The organism is Micromonospora sp. BQ32 (genome assembly GCF_059358895.1).
Window position 1 is genome coordinate 1 of the sequence record NZ_JCADBI010000030.1, and the last position, 21,306, is coordinate 21,306.

17 protein-coding genes are annotated in these 21,306 nt (G+C 71.9%); 14 read left to right on the forward strand and 3 right to left on the reverse strand.

Annotated elements, in window-relative coordinates; genetic code table 11:
- From AC5L30_RS32000 to AC5L30_RS32050, 11 genes are all read left to right on the forward strand, one after another.
- Positions 1-1,010, forward strand: a 1,010-nt coding sequence (locus AC5L30_RS32000) for a glycosyltransferase family 4 protein (protein ID WP_494871929.1), incomplete at its 5' end; no start/stop codon positions are given.
- A gap of 83 nt (positions 1,011-1,093) precedes the next feature.
- The gene (locus AC5L30_RS32005) at positions 1,094-2,788 is read left to right on the forward strand and encodes a serine/threonine-protein kinase (protein ID WP_494871930.1); all 1,695 of its coding nucleotides are present in this window, start codon (positions 1,094-1,096) and stop codon (positions 2,786-2,788) included.
- 119 nt (positions 2,789-2,907) lie between these two features.
- Complete coding sequence (locus tag AC5L30_RS32010) at positions 2,908-4,533, forward strand: serine/threonine-protein kinase (RefSeq protein WP_494871932.1); 1,626 nt, start codon at positions 2,908-2,910, stop codon at positions 4,531-4,533.
- A 102-nt stretch (positions 4,534-4,635) separates the two neighbouring features.
- Positions 4,636-5,445, forward strand: a complete 810-nt coding sequence (locus AC5L30_RS32015) for a metal-dependent hydrolase (RefSeq protein WP_494871933.1) — start codon at positions 4,636-4,638, stop codon at positions 5,443-5,445.
- Positions 5,442-6,350 carry an amidohydrolase family protein gene (locus AC5L30_RS32020; RefSeq protein WP_494871934.1) on the forward strand — a complete coding sequence of 303 codons (909 nt, stop codon included), beginning with the start codon at positions 5,442-5,444 and terminating at the stop codon, positions 6,348-6,350. The genes AC5L30_RS32015 and AC5L30_RS32020 overlap by 4 nt, the downstream gene beginning before the upstream one ends.
- A 190-nt stretch (positions 6,351-6,540) precedes the next feature.
- Positions 6,541-7,590, forward strand: coding sequence for a LacI family DNA-binding transcriptional regulator (locus AC5L30_RS32025; protein WP_494871961.1), 1,050 nt, complete (start codon positions 6,541-6,543; stop codon positions 7,588-7,590).
- Between the two features lie 84 nt (positions 7,591-7,674).
- Entirely contained in the window at positions 7,675-8,979 is a 1,305-nt protein-coding gene (locus AC5L30_RS32030; protein WP_494871935.1) for an ABC transporter substrate-binding protein, read from the forward strand.
- Between the two features lie 67 nt (positions 8,980-9,046).
- Complete coding sequence (locus AC5L30_RS32035; RefSeq protein ID WP_494871936.1) at positions 9,047-10,015, forward strand: carbohydrate ABC transporter permease; 969 nt, start codon at positions 9,047-9,049, stop codon at positions 10,013-10,015.
- 1 nt (position 10,016) lies between these two features.
- Complete coding sequence (locus AC5L30_RS32040) at positions 10,017-10,904, forward strand: carbohydrate ABC transporter permease (RefSeq protein WP_494871937.1); 888 nt, start codon at positions 10,017-10,019, stop codon at positions 10,902-10,904.
- A complete protein-coding gene (gene yicI, locus AC5L30_RS32045) occupies positions 10,901-13,132 on the forward strand; it encodes an alpha-xylosidase (protein ID WP_494871938.1) in 2,232 nt (743 codons plus the stop codon). Before AC5L30_RS32040 ends, yicI begins: the two co-directional genes overlap by 4 nt.
- Positions 13,129-14,538, forward strand: coding sequence for a GH1 family beta-glucosidase (locus tag AC5L30_RS32050; protein ID WP_494871939.1), 1,410 nt, complete (start codon positions 13,129-13,131; stop codon positions 14,536-14,538). Before yicI ends, AC5L30_RS32050 begins: the two co-directional genes overlap by 4 nt.
- A gap of 115 nt (positions 14,539-14,653) precedes the next feature.
- Here the strand turns inward: AC5L30_RS32050 and AC5L30_RS32055 are convergent, their stop codons facing one another.
- Entirely contained in the window at positions 14,654-15,844 is a 1,191-nt protein-coding gene (locus tag AC5L30_RS32055) for an MFS transporter (RefSeq protein WP_494871940.1), read from the reverse strand.
- Between the two features lie 16 nt (positions 15,845-15,860).
- Here AC5L30_RS32055 and AC5L30_RS32060 point away from each other — a divergent pair, with 16 nt between their 5' ends.
- The 3 genes from AC5L30_RS32060 (at position 15,861) to AC5L30_RS32070 (ending at position 18,734) form a co-directional block, all read left to right on the forward strand.
- Positions 15,861-16,922, forward strand: coding sequence for a LacI family DNA-binding transcriptional regulator (locus tag AC5L30_RS32060; protein WP_494871942.1), 1,062 nt, complete (start codon positions 15,861-15,863; stop codon positions 16,920-16,922).
- A 120-nt stretch (positions 16,923-17,042) separates the two neighbouring features.
- Complete coding sequence (locus AC5L30_RS32065) at positions 17,043-17,879, forward strand: alpha/beta fold hydrolase (protein ID WP_494871943.1); 837 nt, start codon at positions 17,043-17,045, stop codon at positions 17,877-17,879.
- Positions 17,880-17,888: 9 nt separating this feature from the next.
- Entirely contained in the window at positions 17,889-18,734 is an 846-nt protein-coding gene (locus AC5L30_RS32070) for a helix-turn-helix domain-containing protein (RefSeq protein ID WP_494871944.1), read from the forward strand.
- Here AC5L30_RS32070 and AC5L30_RS32075 read toward each other — a convergent pair.
- Together AC5L30_RS32075 and AC5L30_RS32080 are read right to left on the reverse strand one after the other, a co-directional pair.
- A complete protein-coding gene (locus AC5L30_RS32075) occupies positions 18,731-19,324 on the reverse strand; it encodes a nucleotidyltransferase family protein (RefSeq protein ID WP_494871963.1) in 594 nt (197 codons plus the stop codon). The genes AC5L30_RS32070 and AC5L30_RS32075 overlap by 4 nt on opposite strands.
- Before the next feature lie 171 nt (positions 19,325-19,495).
- The gene (locus AC5L30_RS32080) at positions 19,496-21,205 is read right to left on the reverse strand and encodes a bifunctional 3'-5' exonuclease/DNA polymerase (RefSeq protein WP_494871965.1); all 1,710 of its coding nucleotides are present in this window, start codon (positions 21,203-21,205) and stop codon (positions 19,496-19,498) included.
- Positions 21,206-21,306 lie beyond the last annotated feature (101 nt).

Genomic DNA, 21,306 nt, shown 5'->3' on the forward strand with positions numbered 1-21,306 from the left:
CCGGCGCCTACGACGTCATCCACGCCCACGACTGGCTCGTCGCCCACACCGCGATGACGTTGCGCGACCACCTGGACCTCCCGCTGGTCACCACCATGCACGCCACCGAGGCCGGTCGGCACCAGGGCTGGCTGCCGGAGGAGATGAACCGCACCATCCACGGCGTCGAGCACTGGCTCAGCGGCTCCTCCATTCGGGTGATTACCTGCTCGGGGTACATGCGCGACCAGGTGACCGCGCTGTTCGACGTACCGGCCAGCCAGGTCGACGTGGTGCCCAACGGGGTCGACGACCGGGCCTGGCGGGCCCGCCCGCGAGCGGTCGCGTCGGCCCGGGCACGGTTCGCCGGGGACGGCCCCTTGGTCGGGTACGCCGGACGGCTGGTCTACGAGAAGGGCGTCCAACACCTGGTGCACGCCGTACCCCGGCTGCGCGAACGGCACCCCGGGTTGCGCGTGGTGATCGCCGGCGACGGCCCGTACCGCACCGAGTTGGAGGCGGAGGCCCGGCGGCTGGCGCTCAGCTCGACCGTCCGGTTCACCGGGTTCCTCGACTCCACCCAACTGCCGGCCATGCTCGGCGCCACCGACGCGACGGTGGTCCCCAGCCTCTACGAGCCGTTCGGCATGGTGGCGCTGGAGGCGGCGGCCGCCGGAGCGCCGCTGGCGGTGGCCCGTACCGGCGGCCTCGCCGAGATCGTCGAACCCGGCGTGACCGGGGTGACGTTCCCGCACAGCGACCCGGACGCGCTCGCCGGCGCGGTCGGCCAACTGCTCGGCGACGAGGTCTTCGCCCGGCGGTTGGCCCGGCGGGCCCGCACGATGGTCGGCGAGCGGTACGGCTGGGCCACCATCGCGGCCCGCACCGCGGCCAGCTACGCCACCGCCCGTCGCGAACACGGCCCCGTGCAGGCCCGACGCGCCGCCGCCCGCCTGGCCGGCGGGCGGACCCGGATCGCCATCCCGGAGGGGAACCTGCTCGCCGCCACCGTCGACCACGCCGCCTGCTGAGCTGAGTCGGACGACCGATAGGTGACTTCCGATCCGCTGGTTAGGGTGTAGCCCGGACAGCGGCTGAGGAGGAGCGTGCACAGGTGCTGATCGCCGGTCGGTACCGGCTGCTCGACCTGGTGGGTCGCGGGGGCATGGGTCGGGTGTGGCGCGCCCGCGACGAGATGCTGCACCGCGAGGTAGCGGTCAAGGAGATCGTTCCACCCGCTTGGTTGGACGATCGTGAACGGGCCGAGGTGCGCTCGCGCACCATGCGGGAGGCGCGCGCCGCGGCCCGACTCAACCACCCCGCCGTGGTCCGGCTCTACGACGTCGTCGCGGTCGACGGCAGCCCCTGGATCGTCATGGAGTACGTCCCGTCCCGCACCCTTCAGGACGTCGTGGACGCCGAGGGGCCCCTGGAGCCGGCCCGCGCGGCCCGGATCGGCCTGGCCGTGCTCGACGCGCTGCGGGCCGCGCACGCCGCCGGGGTGCTGCACCGCGACATCAAGCCGCAGAACGTGCTCGTGGCGCACGACGGGCGGGTGATGCTCACCGACTTCGGGCTGGCCACCTTCGACGGTGGCGACGGTGCGATGACCCGCCCCGGCATGGTCCTCGGCTCCCCGCAGTACGTGGCCCCGGAGCGGGCCGCCGAGGGGGTGTCCACGGTGGCCGCCGACCTGTGGTCGCTCGGGGCGACCCTGCACGCCGCCGTCGAGGGACAGTCCCCGTACGCCCGCAGCACCGCGATGGCCACCCTGAGCGCACTGGCCGCCGGCCCGCCGGACCCTGCCCCGCACGCCGGGGCGCTCGCGCCGGTGCTCGACGGCCTGCTGCGCCGCGACCCCGCCGACCGCCTCGACCACGACACGGCCCGCCGGTTGCTGACAGCGGCCGCGATCGGCCGCGCCGACCCGCCGTCGGCCGACCGGCCGACGCCAGGGCTGGTTGGCCAGCCCGCCGCCGCCGACGACGCCGACGGCCAGGAGCCCACCGTTCCGCTGCCCGACCCGTCGGCCAGCCCGGACGCCCCGGCCGCAGCCCGCGACGCCTCCCCCACGCCGGCCCCGGATCCGGCGGCCGCCGGGCGTACCGCGCGCCGGGTGGCGGTGGTCGCCGTGGCGCTGCTGGTGGCCGTGGTGGCCGGCGTCGGCACCGCGCTGACCGTCACCGGTGACAAGCCCCGCGACACCACCGGCTGGTCCTCCCCGCCGCCGGACCGTCCGCCCAACGGCGGGCCGTTCGGCCCCGGCCCGCCACCCGGCCCGCGACCGGATGGACGGAACGTCCCCCCGCCCCCGTTCGCCTGTGTCCGCCCGGAGGTGTCCGGCGCGCCGGTCCGGGCCGGCAGACCGGCCCCGGAAGACCGCTTCCGACCACCACCCGGCTGGGTCTGGCACGCCGACACCGCCGGCTTCCGGGTCTCCGTACCGGCGACGTGGCTGACCTCCCGCGACGGCACGGTGGCGTGTTTCCAGGACCCGGCGACCGGCCGGGCCTTCAGCGTCGCCGAGGGCGGCGCCGTCGATCCCCTGGAGCGGCTGCGGACCGCCCGCGACGCCGCAGCCGGAATGGGCGCTCTGCCGGGGTACGACGAGATCCGGCTCGCCGCGGGCGACGGTGCGGCCGAGTGGGAGTGCCGCTGGCAGACACCGCACGGGTCGTGGCTGCGCGCCCGGCAACAGATCCTCGACGCCAACCGCTGGACGCTGGGTTGGATCACCCACGACGGGGACTGGGCCGGGGCCGCAGCCGACTGGGAACTGGTGCGAAAGAGTTTCCGACCACCCCGCTGACCTGCACCGTACGGCCATGATCCGGACCACCGTCCGGCGTGGATCGAGGCCGCTCAGTGGATGAGAAAGCCGGCATTGGTGGCTATCGTGGATCCCGGGGTGACCGAGGGGGAGCGACCGTGCATCAGTTGCTGATCGCGGGTCGGTACCGGCTGCTCGACCTGGTCGGCACCGGCGGAATGGGCCGGGTGTGGCTCGCTCGCGACGAGATGCTGCATCGCGACGTGGCGGTGAAGGAGGTCGTTCCGCCGTCCTGGCTGGCCGAGACCGAGCGCGAGGAGCTACGGCTTCGCACCCTGCGCGAGGCACGTACCGCCGCCCGGCTCAACCATCCCAACGTGGTCCGCCTCTACGACGTGGTGCACGACCGGGAGAGCCCCTGGATCGTGATGGAGTACGTGCCGTCCCGGTCGGTGCAGGAGATCATCAGCGCCGAGGGGCCGCTGAGCCCTCAGCGCACCGCCCGAATCGGGCTGGCGGTGCTCGCCGCGTTGCGGGCCGCGCACGCCGCCGGGGTGCTGCACCGCGATGTGAAGCCGCACAACGTGCTGGTGGCCGACGACGGGCGGGTGGTGCTCACCGACTTCGGGCTGGCCACCTTCGACGGCGGCGACGGTGTGATGACCGGTCCCGGCACGGTGCTCGGCTCACCCCAGTTCGTCGCCCCCGAGCGGGCCCGCGAAGGGGTGTCCGACGCCCGCACCGACATGTGGTCGCTGGGCGCGACGCTCTACGCGACCGTCGAGGGGCAGTCCCCGTACGCGAGGTCGAGCGCGATGGCGACGCTCAGCGCGCTGGCCACCGAACCACCGGACCCGATGCACCGGGCCGGCCCGTTGCGTCCCGTCATCACCGGCCTGCTGCAGCGCGACCCCTGGCGACGGTTGACCGCCGTCGAGGCGGAGCCGCTGCTGCGCAGCGCAGCGACCAGCCACGACGAGCCCGCCGAGCCGGCCCGGTCCTCGGCGGTCGCGGCGGTCCGCAGCGCCGGCCGGGCCATCGCGCCCCACCCGGTCGAACCGGTGGCCCCGTCGGACGAGCCGCGGACCCCAAGCCCGCGCCCGCCGCGCCGACCCGGCCGGCGACGTCGGCTGATCGCCCTGGGCGGTGCCGCCACCGCCCTGCTCGTCGCGGGAGGCGTCACGCTGGCCCTGATCAACCGGCACGATGAGCGGACTCCACCGTCCGGCACGGGTGGTGGCGCGCTGACCTCCCGGCCGGCGGCGTTCGCCTGCGCGTCGTCTCCGCCACCGTCGGCGACCCCGGTGGTGTCGGCGTCACCACCCGCCGACGTGAAGTACCGGCTACGCGAGGGTTGGACCTGGTACGACGACCCGACCGGGTTTCGGATCGCCGCGCCGGTGGGGTGGGCGCGCTGGACCGAGGGCCCGGTGACCTGCTTCCGCAAACCGGGCGGGTCCCGGGTGCTCAGCGTCGAGGCGGGGCCGGCCCACGCGGATCCGGTGGCGCACTGGAAGGCCGAGGAGGCTCGGCTGACCGCGAGCGAGGCGCTGCCGGGCTATCGCAAGGTGGACATCTCCGCCATGGACATCTTCGAGGGTGGCGCGGTGTGGGAGTGCGGCTGGCAGAACGCCCTCGGCGTTCCGGTACACAGCTTCCGGCTGCTGGCCAACACCTCGGCCGACCGTTCCTACACCGTCTCGTGGTTGACAGAAGAGTTCGACTGGCAGGTCAACGCGGCATACTTGCCGATGATCCGGCAGAGCTTCACCCCCACCCTGTGAGGCGGTCCGATGTGGACCTTCCGGGTGATGCCCCTGCGGCGCCGACGCTGACTACAGTGGCGTAGTTTTGGCGCTCAAGATCCCTGGGGAGGGTGAGCCGAGATGATGGGACCGCAACACGCGCTGTCTGGCGCGGCGGTGTGGCTGGCTGGCTCCTGGGCACTGGAGCAGTTCGCCGACTACCACCAGTCGCCGCTCGCGTTGGCGGTGGGCACCGCGGTGTGCGCCGGTGGCGCGCTCTTTCCCGACCTCGACATGTCGGGCAAGGTGACCAGGAACCAGGGTGGGGCCACGGTGGCCCGCACCTTCGGAGTCTTCTCGCTCTTCGCCGCCGAGGTGATGGAGAAGGTCTCTCTCGGGGTCTACTACGCCACGAAGCTCAGCAAGGACCCCCGCCGCAACAACGGGCACCGGACGCTGACCCACACGCTGCCGTTCACCGTGCTGGTCGGCTGGGGCACCACCGCGCTCTGCGCCGCGTACGGCAAGTGGGCGGTCATCACCATCCTGTTCTTCATGTTCGGCCTGGCGCTGCGCGGGCTGTTCGACGACTGGGCCGAGCGGGCCGGGTGGGTGATCATCACTCTCGCGTCGGCCGGCGCGGCCTGGTTCACCTTCGCCCACCTGCCGGGCGGACGCGGCTATCCGCTGATCGGCACCGCGCTGGGGGTGGGCTGCTTCGTGCACATCCTCGGCGACATGATCACCCGAGCCGGTGTGCCGATCCTCTGGCCGATCCCGATCAAGCGGCGCATGTGGATGATGATCGGCCTGCCGAACAGCATCGCCCTGCGCGTCGGCAGCAAGGCCGAAGTGGTCGGGATGCGCATCGCACTGACCGTCGTCTCGGCGCTCGCGACCGTCGGCCTGATCGCGCCCTCGGTGCTGAGCCGGTTCGACATCGACATATGACCGATCCGGCGACGGCAGCCCCGCCGGCCGCGGACGAACGCGTACCGGAGTTCTGCCGCGCCCTGGGGCTGCCCGGCCTCGCCGACGTGCACGTGCACTTCCTGCCGCCGCGACTGCTGCGTCGGGTGTGGGCCTACTTCGACGCCGCCGGGCCGCTGGTCGGCACCGAATGGCCCATCCTCTACCGGTGGAGCGACGCCGACCGGGTCGCGCACCTGCGCCGGCTCGGGGTGCAGGCGTTCAGCGCGTTGGCGTACGCCCACCGGCCGGGCATGGCGGCGGAACTCAACCGCTGGACGCTGGACTTCGCCCGCGACACCCCCGGGTGCCTGGCCTCGGCCACCTTCTACCCGGAGCCGGACGCCCCCGGGTACGTCGAGGCGGCCCTCGCCGAAGGTGCTCGACTGTTCAAGCTGCACCTACAGGTGGGCGGGTTCGCACCGACCGATCCGGCGCTGGACCGGGTGTGGGGGATGCTGTCCGACGCGGGGGTGCCGGTGGTGGTGCACGCCGGGCACGCCCCGGTGGGGACCGCCCACACCGGCCCGGACCCGTTCGCCGCCCTGCTCGCCCGCCACCCTCGGCTGACCGCCGTGGTAGCGCACCTGGGCGCCCCGGACTATCGGGCCTTCCTGGACCTGGCCGAGACGTACGAGCGGGTCCGGCTGGACACCACCATGGCCTTCACGCCGTTCTTCGACCAGTTCGTCCCCTTCCCCACCGACGAGTTGCCCCGGTTGCGCGAGTTGGGGCTGGCCGGCAAGGTGCTGCTGGGCAGCGACTTCCCGAACATCCCGTACCCGTACGCCGACCAGGTGACCGGGCTGGCCCGCCTGGACCTGGGCGACGACTGGTTGCGCGCCGTCTGCTGGCACAGCGCCGCCGCCCTGTTCAACCTGCCCTGACCCCGGGCACCCGCGCGCCGAGGAGGACCGGGTGCGGGGTGCCGTACGACGGTTGAATTCTTTTCGACATCGGCTATTGACGTCGCCGTAACAGGTGGCCTAGCGTCCTGTCGAACCGCTTCGTCGAAACGCTTCGACGAAGTTCGGGAGCGGTCCCATCCCAGGCCGGAGGAGGTATGCGGTGGCCACCATGCACGACGTCGCCCGCCTCGCACAGGTCTCGGTCAGCACCGTCTCGTACGTGCTCACCGGCACCCGGCCGATCTCGCAGGCCACCCGCAACAAGGTGCTCGCCGCGATGGCGCAGCTCGACTACCAGCCCAACGCGATGGCCCGAGGGCTGGCCAGTCGCCGCAGCCGCATCCTCGGCCTGCTGATGCCGATGGACGAACGCGGCCTCGGCGCCACCGAGACCGCCTTCGTCACCGGTGCCGCCGCCGCGGCCAGCGTCGCCGGCTACCACCTGGTGCTCTCACCGGTCGGTGGGGGCAACCTCGACGACCTGCGTCGGCTGGCCAGCCAGCGGATGCTCGACGGGGTCGTGCTGATGGAGGTCCAGCTGGCCGACGAGCGGGTCACCGTGCTCCAGGAGGCGGGGGTGCCGCTGGTGCTGATCGGCCGTACCGGCGACACCAGCACGCTCTCCTACGTCGACATCGACTTCGACCAGACCGTCCGGGAGGCCGTCGCGCACCTGGTCGGCCTCGGGCACCGGCGGATCGTCTACGTCAACCACTCGGCCGCCACGCTGGCCAGCGGTTACGGGCCCGCGTTGCGTACCCGTGACGCTTTCAGCGCGGCGATGACCGGGCACGGCCTGGAGCCGGTGATGATCGCGGCCGAGGACAGCGCCGCCGGCGGGCGGGCCGCCCTGGCCGCCGCGTTCGCGCAGGCCCCGGAGCTGACCGCGGTGCTGGCCATGAACGAGACGGCGATCTTCGGCATCCTCGGCGAGTTGACCGGCCGCGGGTTGTCGGTGCCCGACGACGTCTCCGTCGTCTCGATGGTCACCTCGCCACAGGTCGCCGAACTGGCCACCCCGGCGCTGACCGCGATGACGTCACCCGGTTCGGCGCTCGGCCGGATCGCGATCGAGGCGCTGACGCGCCACCTGGATGGCCCCGCGGACCTTCGTCACCAGCAGCTGCTGCCGTGCGCGTTGGAGATCCGGGGGTCGACCGCCGCGCCCCGGCGGGCGGCACTGCGTACCTCTGGCCCATCGCCGGACGACGGCGGCTGACCAGCGAAAACGGCCCGCCATCGCGCTGCAACGCGACGACGGGCCTCGTGAAGTACCGGCTAGTACTCAACGAGGAGGATAGTAATGCAGCGATTCCACCGGCTCGTCGCCGCGATCGCCCTGGCGGCGACCGCGACGACCACCGTGGCCGCCTGCGGCGGTGGTGACAACGGGGACAGCAGCGACGCCAAGACCCTCAAGCTCTGGCACTACGAGAGCGAGAACAGCGCCATGGGGGTCGGCTGGGACCGGGCGATCGAGATCTTCAAGTCCGAGCACCCGGGCGTCGAGGTGCGCTTCGAGCGCAAGGCGTTCGAGCAGATCCAGCAGAACGCCGGCATGATCATCAATTCGTCCGAGGGCCCGGACATCATGGAGTACAACAAGGGCAACGCCACCGCCGGGCTGCTCTCCTCCCAGGGCCTGCTGGCCGACCTGAGCAGCGAGGCCGACAAGCGCGGCTGGGCCGGCAAGCTCAGCCCCAGCCTGCAGACCACCGCCCGGTACAGCGACAAGGGCGTGATGGGCTCCGGCAAGTGGTTCGGTGTGCCGAACTACGGCGAGTACGTCACGGTCTACTACAACAAGGACCTGTTCCAGAGCAACGGCGTCAAGGTCCCGACCACCCTCGCCGAGATGACCGCCGCGATGGACACCTTCGTCGGCAAGGGCGTCACCCCGCTGGGCATGGCCGGCGCCGAGTACCCGGCCGGGCAGCTCTTCTACCAGCTCGCCCTCTCCAAGGGCGACCGGCAGTTCGTCGACAACTACCAGCTCTACAAGAACCCTGTCGACTTCAAGGCCGACCCGCTCAAGTACGGCGCGGACACCTTCGCCCAGTGGGTGCAGAAGGGCTACGTCGCGAAGAACTCGGCCAGCCTCAAGGCCGAGGACATGGGCACCGCCTTCATCGCCGGCAAGGTTCCGATGATCGTCTCGGGTAGCTGGTGGTACGGCCGCTTCAAGACCGAGATGAAGGCCAACTGGGACACCTTCCTCTTCCCCGGCAACACCCTGCAGGCCGGCTCCTCCGGCAACCTCTGGGTGGTCCCGGAGACCAGCAAGGCCAAGAGCCTGGCGTACGACTTCATCGACATCACCCTGCGGCCGGAGATCCAGGACCTGATCGGCAACAACGGTGGTGTTCCGGTCGCCGCTGACGCGTCGAAGATCAGCGACCCGAAGGACCGCAAGCTGATCGAGGACTTCAACACGGTCAGCAAGTCCGACGGGCTCGCCTTCTACCCGGACTGGCCGGTCCCCGGCTACTACGACGTGCTGGTCTCCGGCTTCCAGGGTCTGATCAACGGCTCGAAGACGCCCGACCAGGTCCTCGACACGATCGCCAAGCCGTACGCCGATGGCGTCAAGGAGATCACCGGCAAGTGACACGGCGAGCGGCGGGCGCGACCGGCACGACCGGCGCGCCCGCCCGCCCCGCCGGGAAGGATCTTCCATGGCAGTCTCCGAGACGGTCGCCGCCACACCGCCGGCCGCGACCCCCACCCCGCCCGCGCCCAGCCGCAGACGCCGCGGCCGCAACGCGGCGTACTGGCTCTACCTGCTCCCGGGAGCGGCGCTCTTCCTCCTGGTCATCGGCGCACCGCTGGTCGGCACCCTCTACCTGTCGCTGACCAAGTGGTCCGGCATCGGCGACCCCCGGTGGGTCGGCCTGGACAACTACCAGCAGTTGCTGCACGACGACGTGTTCTGGGCGTCGTTCCGCAACACCATCTGGATGCTCGTCGCGATGGTGGTGGTGCCCACCCTGCTCGGGCTGCTGCTCGCCGCGGTGCTCTTCGACGTGATCGGCCGCCGGTTCAAGCCCCGCACCGCCGCCGCTCTGCGGGCCGCGTTCTACCTCCCGCAGGTGCTGCCCGTCGTGGTGGCCGGCATCGTCTGGGGTTGGATCCTCCGTCCCGACGGCGCGTTCAACAGCCTCCTCGACGCGGTCGGTCTCGGCGCGCTACGCCATGACTGGCTGGGCGACCCGGGCACCGCACTGCCGGCCGTGATGGCCGTGATGATCTGGGTGCAGATCGGTTACCCGGTGGTCGTCTTCATGGCGGCGCTACAGCGGGTCGACCCCGAACTTTACGAGGCGGCCGAGGTCGACGGCGCGAACTGGCTGCACCGGTTCCGGGCGATCACTCTCCCGCAGATCCGGCCGGAGACCTTCGTGGTGGCCCTGACCTGCACCATCGCCGCGTTGAAGGTGTTTGGGCCGATCTTCGCCCTGACCCGGGGAGGCCCGGACAACGCGACGAACGTGCCGTCGTACTTCGCCTACTACACGTTCTTCAAGAAGCTGCAGGTCGGCTACGGCTCCGCGATCTCCATGGTGCTGACGCTGATCATCGTGGTGGTGGCCGGGATCTTCATCTGGATGCAGGCCCGCAGCGAGCGCCGGGACCGGGGGTTCTGACATGGCCGTCACGCTCACGCCAAGCACCGCGCCGGTGACGCCGGCCCGGCCGGTACGCGATCGACACCACCGCGGCGTCAGCCGCTGGGTGGTGCTCACCCTGGTCACCCTCGGCGCGCTCGTCATGCTGGTGCCGTTCGCGTTCATGCTGCTCAACGCGTTCAAGTCGCCCGGTGACTACTCGTCGGGCGGCCCACTGAGCTGGCCGACGGAGTTCTACACCAAGGGTCTGCGCACGTACTGGACCGAGGTGAACTTCCCGCTCAAGTTCTGGAACTCGGCGGTCATCGCCGGTGCCGTGGCCGTGCTCGGCGTCGCCGTGTCACTGCTCAACGCGTACGCGCTGGGCATCGGCCGGGTCCGCGGCCGGCTGTGGATCGTCGGTCTGTTCCTGCTGGCCAACATGCTGCCGCAGGAGGCGCTGATCTACCCGCTGTACTACGTGGCGAAGCAGGTCGGCCTCTACAACACCCAGCTCTCGGTGATCATCATCTTCACCGTGATCCAGAGCGCCTTCGGCACCTACCTGCTCGCCTCGGTGATGGGTACGTTCCCGCGCTCGCTGCTGGAGGCCGCCGCGCTGGACGGTGCCGGCAAGTGGACGGTGCTGTGGCGGGTGGTCTTCCCCAACCTGCGGCCCACCCTCGCGGTGCTGCTCATCTTCTTCTTCATCTGGACGTGGAACGAGTTCCTCATCCCGCTGGTCATGCTGATCGACAACCAGACGCAGACCATTCCGGTCGCGCTCGCGTCGTTGCAGGGCGACCGGCTGATGGACGCTCCGACCACCAACGCCGGCGCACTGATCAGCCTGGTGCCGGCCATCCTCTTCTTCCTCATCTTCCAGCGCACTCTGGCGCGCGGCATCACGGCAGGAGCCGAGAAGTGAAGTTCACCGACGGGTACTGGCAGCTGCGCCCCGGCGTCAGCGTCCTGCGCCCTGGCACCGTGGAGTCGGTGGAGCCGGACGAGCGCGGCTTCACCGTCTTCGCACCCACCGGTCAGATCACCGGACGCGGCGACACCCTCAACCGCCCCCTGGTCACCGTCCGGTTCTTCTCCCCCGCCCCCGGCGTCATCGGGGTGACCATCGCCCACCACACCGGAGGGCTGCCCCGCGAGCCGCACTTCGGGCTGAGCACCGACGACACCCACCCGGTCACCGTCGACGTCACCGGGCTCAGCGCGACGCTGACCACCGGTGAGCTGACCGCGCGGGTCGCGCTCATCGACGGGTGGCGGGTCGACTTCCTGCACGGCGACCGGCTGGTCACCGCGTCCACCGCGCGCAGCATCGGCGTCGTCACCGACGCCGAGGGCCGCCGGCACGTGCACGAACGGCTCGCCCTCGGTGTCGGAGAGACGGTGTACGGGCTGGGCGAGCGCTTCGGCCCGTTCGTCAAGAACGGGCAGACCGTCGACATCTGGAACGCCGACGGTGGCACCGCCAGCGAACAGGCGTACAAGAACGTGCCGTTCTACCTCAGCAGCGCCGGCTACGGGGTCTTCGTGGACCACCCGGAGCATGTGTCGTTCGAGGTCGGCTCCGAGGTCGTCTCACAGACCCAGTTCAGCGTCGAGGGCCAGTCGCTCACCTACTACGTCATCGACGGGCCCCACCCCAAGGACGTGCTGCGCCGCTACACCGCGCTCACCGGCCGCCCGGCCCGGATCCCCGCCTGGTCGTACGGCCTCTGGCTGTCCACGTCGTTCACCACCGCGTACGACGAGAAGACGGTGACCGAGTTCGTCGACGGGATGGCCGAGCGCGGGCTGCCGCTGTCGGTGTTCCACTTCGACTGCTTCTGGATGCGTCAGTTCCACTGGGTCGACTTCATCTGGGACCCGGCGACCTTCCCCGACCCGGAGGGGATGCTGCGCCGGCTGCACGAGCGCGACCTGAAGGTGTGCGTGTGGATCAACCCGTACATCGCGCAGCGCTCGTACCTCTTCGAGGAGGGCCGCGAGGCCGGTTACCTGGTGCGCAACCCGGACGGCTCGGTCTGGCAGTGGGACAAGTGGCAGGCCGGGATGGCGCTCGTCGACTTCACCAACCCGGACGCGGTCCGCTGGTTCACCGGCAAGCTCAAGGCGCTGCTGGACATGGGCGTCGACTCCTTCAAGACCGACTTCGGTGAGCGCATCCCGACCGACGTGGTGTGGCACGACGGCTCGGACCCGCAGCGGATGCACAACTACTACTCGTACCTCTACAACAAGGCGGTCTTCGAGCTGCTGGAGGCCGAGCGCGGCAAGGGCGAGGCGGTGCTGTTCGCCCGCTCGGCCACCACCGGTGGGCAGCAGTTCCCGGTGCACTGGGGCGGCGACTGCGAGTCGACGTTCGTCGCGATGGCCGAGTCGCTGCGCGGCGGGTTGTCCCTGGCGGCGTCCGGCTTCGGCTACTGGAGCCACGACATCGGCGGTTTCGAGGGCACGCCCGACCCGGCGGTGTTCAAGCGGTGGGTCGCCTTCGGGCTACTCTCCTCGCACTCCCGGCTGCACGGGTCCGGCTCGTACCGGGTGCCGTGGGCGTTCGACGACGAGGCGGTCGATGTGCTGCGGCACTTCACCCACCTCAAGCTCGGCCTGATGCCGTACCTGGCGGCCGCCGCCGAGGAGGCACACCGCGACGGGACGCCGGTGATGCGGCCGATGTTCCTGGAATTCCCGGACGACCCGGCGACGGCGCACCTGGATCGGCAGTACATGCTCGGCCCGGACGTGCTTGTCGCCCCGGTGTTCAGCGCCGACGGCGACGTCACGTACTACGTTCCCGGCGGCACCTGGACGCACCTGGTCACCGGCGCGCAGGTCACCGGCCCGGCCTGGCTGACCGAGAAGCACGGCTTCGACAGCCTGCCGGTGCTGGCCCGACCGGGCGCGGTCATCCCGTTCGGCTCCCGCACCGACCGACCGGACTACGAGTGGGCCGACGATGTGCGGCTGCGCATGTACGCACCGACCGAGGGGCAGCGGACCCGGGTACGGGTACCGTCACCCGGCAACGGGCCGGGCGCCGAGTTCGACGTGCGCTACGAGGGTGGGAAGGCCAGTGCCGAACTGGTCGCCGGCACCTCGACGGGCTACATCTGCGAGATCCAGGGGACGGAACGATGACGCAACACCACTTCCCGGAGAGCTTCGTCTGGGGCTCGGCGACGGCCGCGTACCAGATCGAGGGCGCGGTCACCGAGGACGGGCGGGGGCCGTCCATCTGGGACACCTACAGCCACACGCCCGGCCGGACCCTCAACGGCGACACCGGTGACGTGGCCGCCGACCACTACCACCGGTGGGCCGACGACCTCGGGCACATCACCAACCTGGGGCTCGGCGCGTACCGGTTCTCCATCTCCTGGCCCCGGGTGCAGCCGGGCGGCTCGGGCCGGTTCAACCAGCCGGGCATCGACTTCTACTCGCGGCTGGTGGACGGGTTGTTGGAGCGGGGCGTCCGCCCGGTGGCCACCATGTACCACTGGGACCTGCCGCAGGAGTTGGAGAACGCCGGCGGGTGGGCGGCGCGGGAGACCGCGTTGCGCTTCCAGGAGTACGCGGCGGGCATCGTCGGTGCGCTGGGCGACCGGGTGCACACCTGGACGACGCTCAACGAGCCGTGGTGCTCCGCGTACCTGGGCTACGCCTCCGGCGTGCACGCGCCGGGTCGGACCGAGCCGGCGGCGGCGCTGGCCGCGGTGCACCACCTGAACCTGGCGCACGGCCTGGCCGGCCGGGTGGTCCGGGAACTGGCCCCGTCCGCGGAGCTGTCGGTGACGTTGAACCTGCACGTCGTGCGGGGCGCGTCCGACTCGGCGGCCGACCAGGACGCGGTCCGGCGGATCGACGCGTTGGCGAACCGGGCGTTCCTCGGCCCGATGCTGGACGGGGAGTACCCGGCCGACCTGCTGGCCGACACCGCCGCCGTCACCGACTGGTCGTTCGTGCGCGAGGGCGACGAGAAGGTGATCGCGGTGCCGCTGGACGTGCTCGGGGTCAACTACTACTCCAGCACCCTGGTCCGGGCCTGGGACGGGGTGTCGGCCCGCTCCGACGCCGACGGGCACGGCGCGTCGACGTCCACGCCGTGGGTCGCCGCGGAGAACGTCGACTTCCTGCCGCAGCCCGGCCCGTACACGGCGATGGGTTGGAACATCGACCCGCCGGCGCTGACCGAACTGCTGCTGCGCCTCACGCACGAATACCCGAACCAGCCCATGATGATCACCGAGAACGGCGCGGCGTTCGACGACGTGGTCTCCGCCGACGGCCGGATCCACGACGACCGGCGGATCGACTACCTGCGTCGACACATCGGCGCGATGGCCGACGCCCGCGCGCAGGGCGCGGACGTGCGCGGCTACTTCGTCTGGTCGTTGCTGGACAACTTCGAGTGGGGCTACGGCTACGACCGTCGCTTCGGCATCATCCGGGTCGACTACGACACCCAGGTCCGCACCTGGAAGGACAGCGCCCACTGGTACCAGCGGCTCGCCGCCACCGGGCAGCTGGACCAGGCGCAGGACTGACCGACCGTTGGCGCGTCGCCGTCACCCGCCCGTCGAGGGCTGGTGGCGGCGACGTCGTCTCGGCACCCTGACCTGCACTCCGCCGCCCGGCCTGCCGCAGGGAGCGGCGTCCGTCTCAGGCGTTGGTGCGGCGGGCACGAAGGCCGCCCCACAGCATCAGAAGGCAGACGCCGATCAGTACCGGTTCGAGGGCGAAGGCGGTGACCAGCCCGTACCGGTCCGCCAGGCTGCCGAGCAGGAACGGGGAGACGCCAGCGACCACGCCGAGGATCAGTTGCGAGCGGGCGTTGGCCCGGTCCTCCTGTCCGCCGGCCGCGCCGAGGGTGAGCGCGAGCGCGAGCGGATAGAGGTTCGCGATGCCCACCCCGCACAGGAACAGCCCGAGGACGGCGAGAATCGGCTGGTCGGTCAGCCAGAACAGCACGAAACTGGGGCCGGTGACCGCCAATGAGGCGTACAGCAACGCGACGCCGCGGCCGGGACGGCGGGTGAGCCGCGCGCCGAGCAGACGCCCGATCAGGATACCGAGGTAGTTGCTGCTCAGCGCGGTGCTGGCGGCGGTGGCGGACATGCCGGCGTGGATGAGCAACTGGGGTCCGAAGTACACCAGACAGAACTCGATCGCCGAACTGACCGCGGTCAGCACGGCGAACAGCCAGCAGGCCAGCGGCAAACCTCGGGCTCCCTTCGCCACGGCGGGCTGAGGCACCGCCGGTAGCGGCTGGCGGCGGTAGCGCAGGTACAGCACCAGGAGGACGGCGGCCGGCAACGCGAACGCGGCGCGCCAGCCCACCGCGCTGGCCGCCAGCACGCCGAGGATCAGCGGGGCGAACACCGCGGAGGCGCCGGCGCCCACGTTGGCCTCGGTCAACGCCCGGTCCCGCCGATCACCGTGTCGGTCGGACAGAACCGCCTGAACCACGGTGAGCATGGTGGTCCCGGCCAGACCGAGCACCACGGCGCCGAGCAGGGTGGCCGGTACGCCCCCGCCGAGGGTGAACAGACCCGCACCGATGACCGTGGCGAGGGCCGAGGACCACAACAGCACACCCCGGGCCAGACGGCGAGCCGCCCACACGAACCCAATCGCGGCGAGGGCCGCGCCCGCCGCCAGGAGCAGTTCATAGACGCCGAGCAGCGTGTAGGAGAACCCCCACTCCTCGCGCAGGAGGGTCAGTGCCGGTCCGAAGGCGTACAGCCAGAACGTCCAGCAGCCCAGGGCGGCGTACGAGAGCACTGTCGGCGAATCCCGTACGAACGTCTCGGTCTCGGTCTCGGTCCGCTGCCGCGTTGTGTATCGATACACAGTTAGAGTCTGTGCCATGAACCGCCCCGCGGGCAACCCCAAGCGGCCGACGCTGCGACAGGTGGCGAGCGCTGCCGGCGTCTCGCCGATGACGGTTTCCTATACCTACTCCCAGCCTTCAAGGGTTTCCGCCGAGGCTGCGGCGAAGGTGCGCGCGGCGGCGCAGAAGCTGGGCTACCCCGGGCCACACCCGGCCGCCCGCGGGTTGCGCCGTGGGCGGGTCGGCACGCTCGGCGTCGTACTCGGCGAGCGGTTGAGCTACGCCTTCGACGATCCGCAGGCGACGCGCTTCCTCGCGGGGGTCTCCGACGTGTGCGCCGCCGAAGGCGTCGGACTCACCCTGGTCCCGATCACCGGCGCACCCACCGACGCGGAGCGCGTCGCGCAGGCAGCCGTGGACGGCTTCGTCGTCTGGACCACCAGCGACGATGACCCGGTCCTGGACGCCGTCGCCGACACCGGCCTGCCCGCGGTGGTGCACGCCGGCCCGCACGGGAGGGGAATGCCGGTGATCGGCATCGATGACCGAGCCGCCGCCGCCGCGATCGGTCAGACCGCGTTCGCCGAAGCCCGCCGCCCGCTCGTGCTCGGCTTCCCGCTGGACCGGAGGCGCACCCGCCACCTACTCACCGGCGGCGACGTGGTCGACATGAAGTACCCGGTCACCCGCCACCGATGGGAGGGCTTCCTCGACGCCTGGACGCAGGCGGGTCACCCGGCCACACAGCTGCGGCTGGCCGTCTGCCCGGTCAACCACAGCACCGAAGGGGAGACCTTCGCTCTCGAGCTACTACAGGGTGCCGAGCCACCGGACGCCATCGCCGCGATGAGTGACGAGCTGGCCCTCGGGGCCCTGCGCGCCGCCGCACGAGCCGGCCTGCACCTACCCGACGACCTGACCCTGACCGGCTGGGACGATTCGGACGCGGCTGCGGACGCCGGACTGACCACCCTGGCCCAGTCCCTGCGCGACCAGGGGGCCCACTGCGCACGTGTGGCGCTCGGACGTCCCACCCAGACCTCGCCGCAGCATCGGTGGCACATCGTGACTCGCGCCACCACCCGCCGTCCACGCTGACCTCGGCAGCGCGACGTCCGCTCCCCAGCGCGTCCGGGTACGGCAGCGCGGCCACCGGCGGAACCCCGCGGTGACATTTGTCCAAGACGGACGACCAGGGGCCCGGGCATCGTCGTTCCCATGGGCGAGTACGACGTTGCGCAGTCGCAGGGAATGCACGTGGTGCACGACGGTCCGCGGGAGGCGCCGCCGCTGTTGCTGATCCACGGATCGGGGATGTCGGGCGCCTCCTGGAGTCCGGTGGTGCCGGCGCTCGCCGGCCACCACCACGTCATCCGGGTGGACCTCCCGGGCTGCGGCCGGTCTCCGGCCCCGCCGTCGTACGCGGTGCCCGACCAGGCGGACCGGGTGGCGGCGGTGCTCGACAAGCTCGGCGTCCGGTCCGTCGTCGCACTCGGGCACTCCAGCGGCGGCTACACCGCCACCGCGCTCGCCGAACGACGCCCGGACCTGGTGCGCTCGCTCGCACTGGTCAGCACCGGCCCGAGTCCCGACGCTCTGCTTCCACAGCCGGCCCTGCTCCGGGCCCTGTTGGCCCCGCCGCTCGGTCCGCTTCTCTGGGCGCGACGCTCGGACGCCATGATCCGCAGGGGGATCAGCGTCACCTGCGCGCGTCCGGTCGACGTTCCGGACGATCTGGTCAGCGACGTCCGACACATCACATACCGCACGCTGAGGTCGGTGCTGCGCGCTCACCACGCGTACCTCGAGGAGCGGAACGTGCCCGAGCGCCTCACCGCTCTCGACGTCCCGGTGCTGGTGGTCTTCGGCGGCGACGACCCCCGCTGGGAGCCGTCGTCGGCGCACCAGTACGACGTGGTGCCGAAGGCGCGGGTCGAGCTGCTGCCCGGCGTCGGACACGTACCCATGTTGGAAGCGCCCGAGGCAACCGGCAGGCTGCTGCTGGGCTTCACGGCAACGGCCGCGGGCACCCCACCGGCGACCCCGACTGTCTAGACTCGGCAGATGCGGCCGATGGGGACGAGCCCGCTCGACTGGTCGTTGGTGGACGTGGTGGTCCCGCGCCCGTCGGCCCGGTTGCCGGGGGTCCGCATGGCCGGGTTCCGGCACCGCGCCTGCGCACCGGTGGACATCGCCATGGTCGCGCACCCGTCGATCACCCTGCTCGTCGACCTCAGCGAGGAAACGGGCCTCACCTACGCCGTGGACGGCCAGCACAGAAGTGGCAGTGCCGTCGTCGGCCTGCTTCCCGGCGACCTCCGGGCGACGGGCCGGGGGTTCGGCGAGTGCCTTCAGATCCGGCTGGAGCCGGTCGCCGCGGCCGCCGTGCTCGGCGCGTCGACGGAGATCTGCGGGGCGGTGGTTTCCCTCGACGACGTCTGGGGTCGTCACGCCGAACGCGCGGAGACCAGGCTGCGCGCCACCGCGTCCTGGGACGAACGGTTCGCCATCGTCACGGAGATCCTCGGCCGTCGGCTGGACACCCGTCGACCGGCCGATCCGGAGGTCGCCCACGCCTGGCGGCGGACCCGCACCAGCCGAGGCCGGGTACGCGTCGACAGCCTGGCCGACGAGGTCGGCTGGAGCCGCAAGCGCCTGCTGTCCCGCTTCCGGTCCCAGCTGGGCATCACACCCAAACGCGCCGCCCGCCTGGTGCGGTTCGACCACGCCGTGCACCTTCTCGCCGCAGGTCACTCCGCCGCCACTGCCGCCACCGAGGGCGGCTACGTCGACCAGTCACACCTGCACCGCGACGTCAGGGAGTTCGCCGGGCAGACGCCCACGGCGGTGGCCGCCGCGCCGTGGCTCGCGATCGACCACGTGGCGTGGCCCGCCCCCTCGACCGCCTAGACCCCGACGCGCTGCGGCGGGACGGTGAGCCCGTACATCTGCATCAGCTCCGGGGTGTCGACCCGGCTGCCGTCGGCCACCGAGTCGCAGGCGATGTCGACGATCTGGTCCTTGTGCGCCAACAGGTACGGCCGGGCGCCCACGTCCGCGCTGGCCAGCGTGGCGATGCCGGGCCAGTGCCGGCGGCCGAACAGCATCGGGTAGCCGCGCAACCCGTCGTAGGTGGCGCAGACCAGCACGTCCGGGTACGGCAGCGCGGCCACCCGGCTGACCGCCTCGGCGGTCAGGCCCGGCATGTCGACCGGGACCACCACCACCGCCTCGATCCCCTCGTCGTCCATGGCGGCCAGGCCGGCCCGGATGGACGAGCCGACTCCGGTGCCCCACGCCTTGTTGATCACAACGGTGGCCTTGCCCAGGTCGGCGGTCTCCTGGACCTGCTCGGCGGCGGCACCCAGGACGACCACGATCTGCTCGCAGCCCGCCTCGGTCATCGTGTCGATCATCTGATTCACCAGGGGCTTGTCGCCCTGGTGCAGCAGCGCCTCGGGACCACCGATCCGTCGTCCCCCGCCTGCGGCGATGATCATTCCTGCGATCCGGTTCAGCTGCGCCCCCTCCAGCACGGGACGGACCGTGACAGATCCGTCCCCTCCTACGGACACTGCAACGAGGACGGCCAGCCCCGGGTGGCGGGGCGAAAAGGAGAAATAGCACAACCGTTACACGACCGGCATCCGCCATCCCGGACACTCCGTCGGTCAGGCCGCGTCGGCGTAGCAGTCGACGATGGACAGGTCCAGTGGGAACCGGACCGGCGTCGCACCGAAGAGCAGCGCGGAGGCGCGCTCGCCCGACCGATTGACAGCCTCGGCGACCGCGTCCGCCTGACCGGCGGGCGCGTGCACGACCACCTCGTCGTGCTGGAAGAAGACCAGCTCGGCGTCGGTGCCGGCCAACTCCGTGCGCAGCGTGGCCAACAACGTGGAGGCCCACTCCGCGGCGGTGGCCTGGATGACGAAGTTGCGGGTGAAGCGCCCCCGGGACCGTGCGGCCCGCGCCCGTGGACTGCGCGGATCGGCCGCCCCCTCCGGATCGGAGGGCTCGTCGTCGAGATCGCCGAACCCGGCCGAGCCGGGCGGGCATGTCCGCCCCAGCCACGACCGCACCAGACCACCCGTCTCACCGGTGCGCGCGGCCGCCTCGACGTAACCGAACGCCGTCGGGTAGCTGCGCTTCAGCACCGCCAACGCGGGCACCGCGGCCCCGCCGGTCTGCCCGTACATCGCGCCGAGCAGCGCCACCTTGGCCTTGGCCCGGTCGCCACCGAACGAGTCCCGGGCCAGGGCCGCGTAGAGGTCGCCGGCGCCACCCGCCGCCGCCAACCGCGCGTCGCCGGAGACCGCGGCCAGCACCCGGGGCTCCAACTGGCCGGCGTCGGCGACCACCAACCGCCAGCCCGGATCGGCCACCACCGCCCGCCGGATCACCTTGGGGATCTGCAACGCGCCGCCACCCCGGGTGGCCCACCGGCCGGACACGACACCACCGGGCACGTACTCCGGTTGGAACCGGCCGCCCCGCACCCACTGATCGAGCCAGGCCCAGCCGTGCGCCGTCCAGATCCGGTAGAGCTCCTTGTATTCGAGCACCAGTGGCACCGCCGGATGATCCACCCCGCGCAGCACCCAGGCCCGGGTGTTGGGCAGCTCCACCCCGACCCGGGCGAACGCCTTCAGCAGCTCCGCCGGGGAGTCGGTGTGCAGGCCGCGTACGCCGAGCGCGTCGGCGATCCGGGCGGCCAACTCGGCAAGGCGGCGTGGCGGCCCACCGACCGGGGACGCCTCACCGAGCAGCTCGTGCAGGATCTCGTTGTGCACGTCGGCTCGCCAGGGCAGCCCGGCGACGCCCATCTCCACCGCGATCAGCGCGCCGGCCGACTCGGCGGCCACCAGCAACCGGAACCGGCCGGGGTGCTCGGTCGCCGCGACGCGAACGAGTTGGTCGGCGTACACCCGGGTCAGTGCCTCGATGCCCGGGCCCGGCGGACCGGGCAGGGTGTCGAAGAGCGCGCCCTGCCCGTGCCCGGGTGGTGCGGCGGCGCGCGGCGGCGGGTCCGGCGGCACCGCCGCGCCGGTCAGCCGGGCCCAGGCGGCGGCCAGCGAGCGGGGCTCGCCCCAGCGGCCCGCGTGCCCGAGCAGCAACGCCTCGGTCAACTCCACGTCGTGACACCGGTCGACCCGCACGCCGGCGCGCAGCAGCGCCGGGTAGACCGCCGCGGCGCTCGACCAGACCCAGCGCGGGTGCCCGGCGGCCTCGCGGGCGGCGACCGCGGCGACCAGGTCGGCGACGGCCTCGGCCGGACCGGACGGTCGGCCGGTGGCGTCCAGCGGGCACAGCACTCCCCCACCCCGCTCGTCGGACGCCACCGCCACCAGCACGAACGCGATTCTGCCTGTCCCGTGCGACAGAAACGGAGGCGCACTTCACCATGGTCGGGCCGGTGGGGTGTCGGGGCCGGTCGGTAGCGTGACCAGGTGCCTCCGCAGATCCCGCATCCCGATCCTGGCAC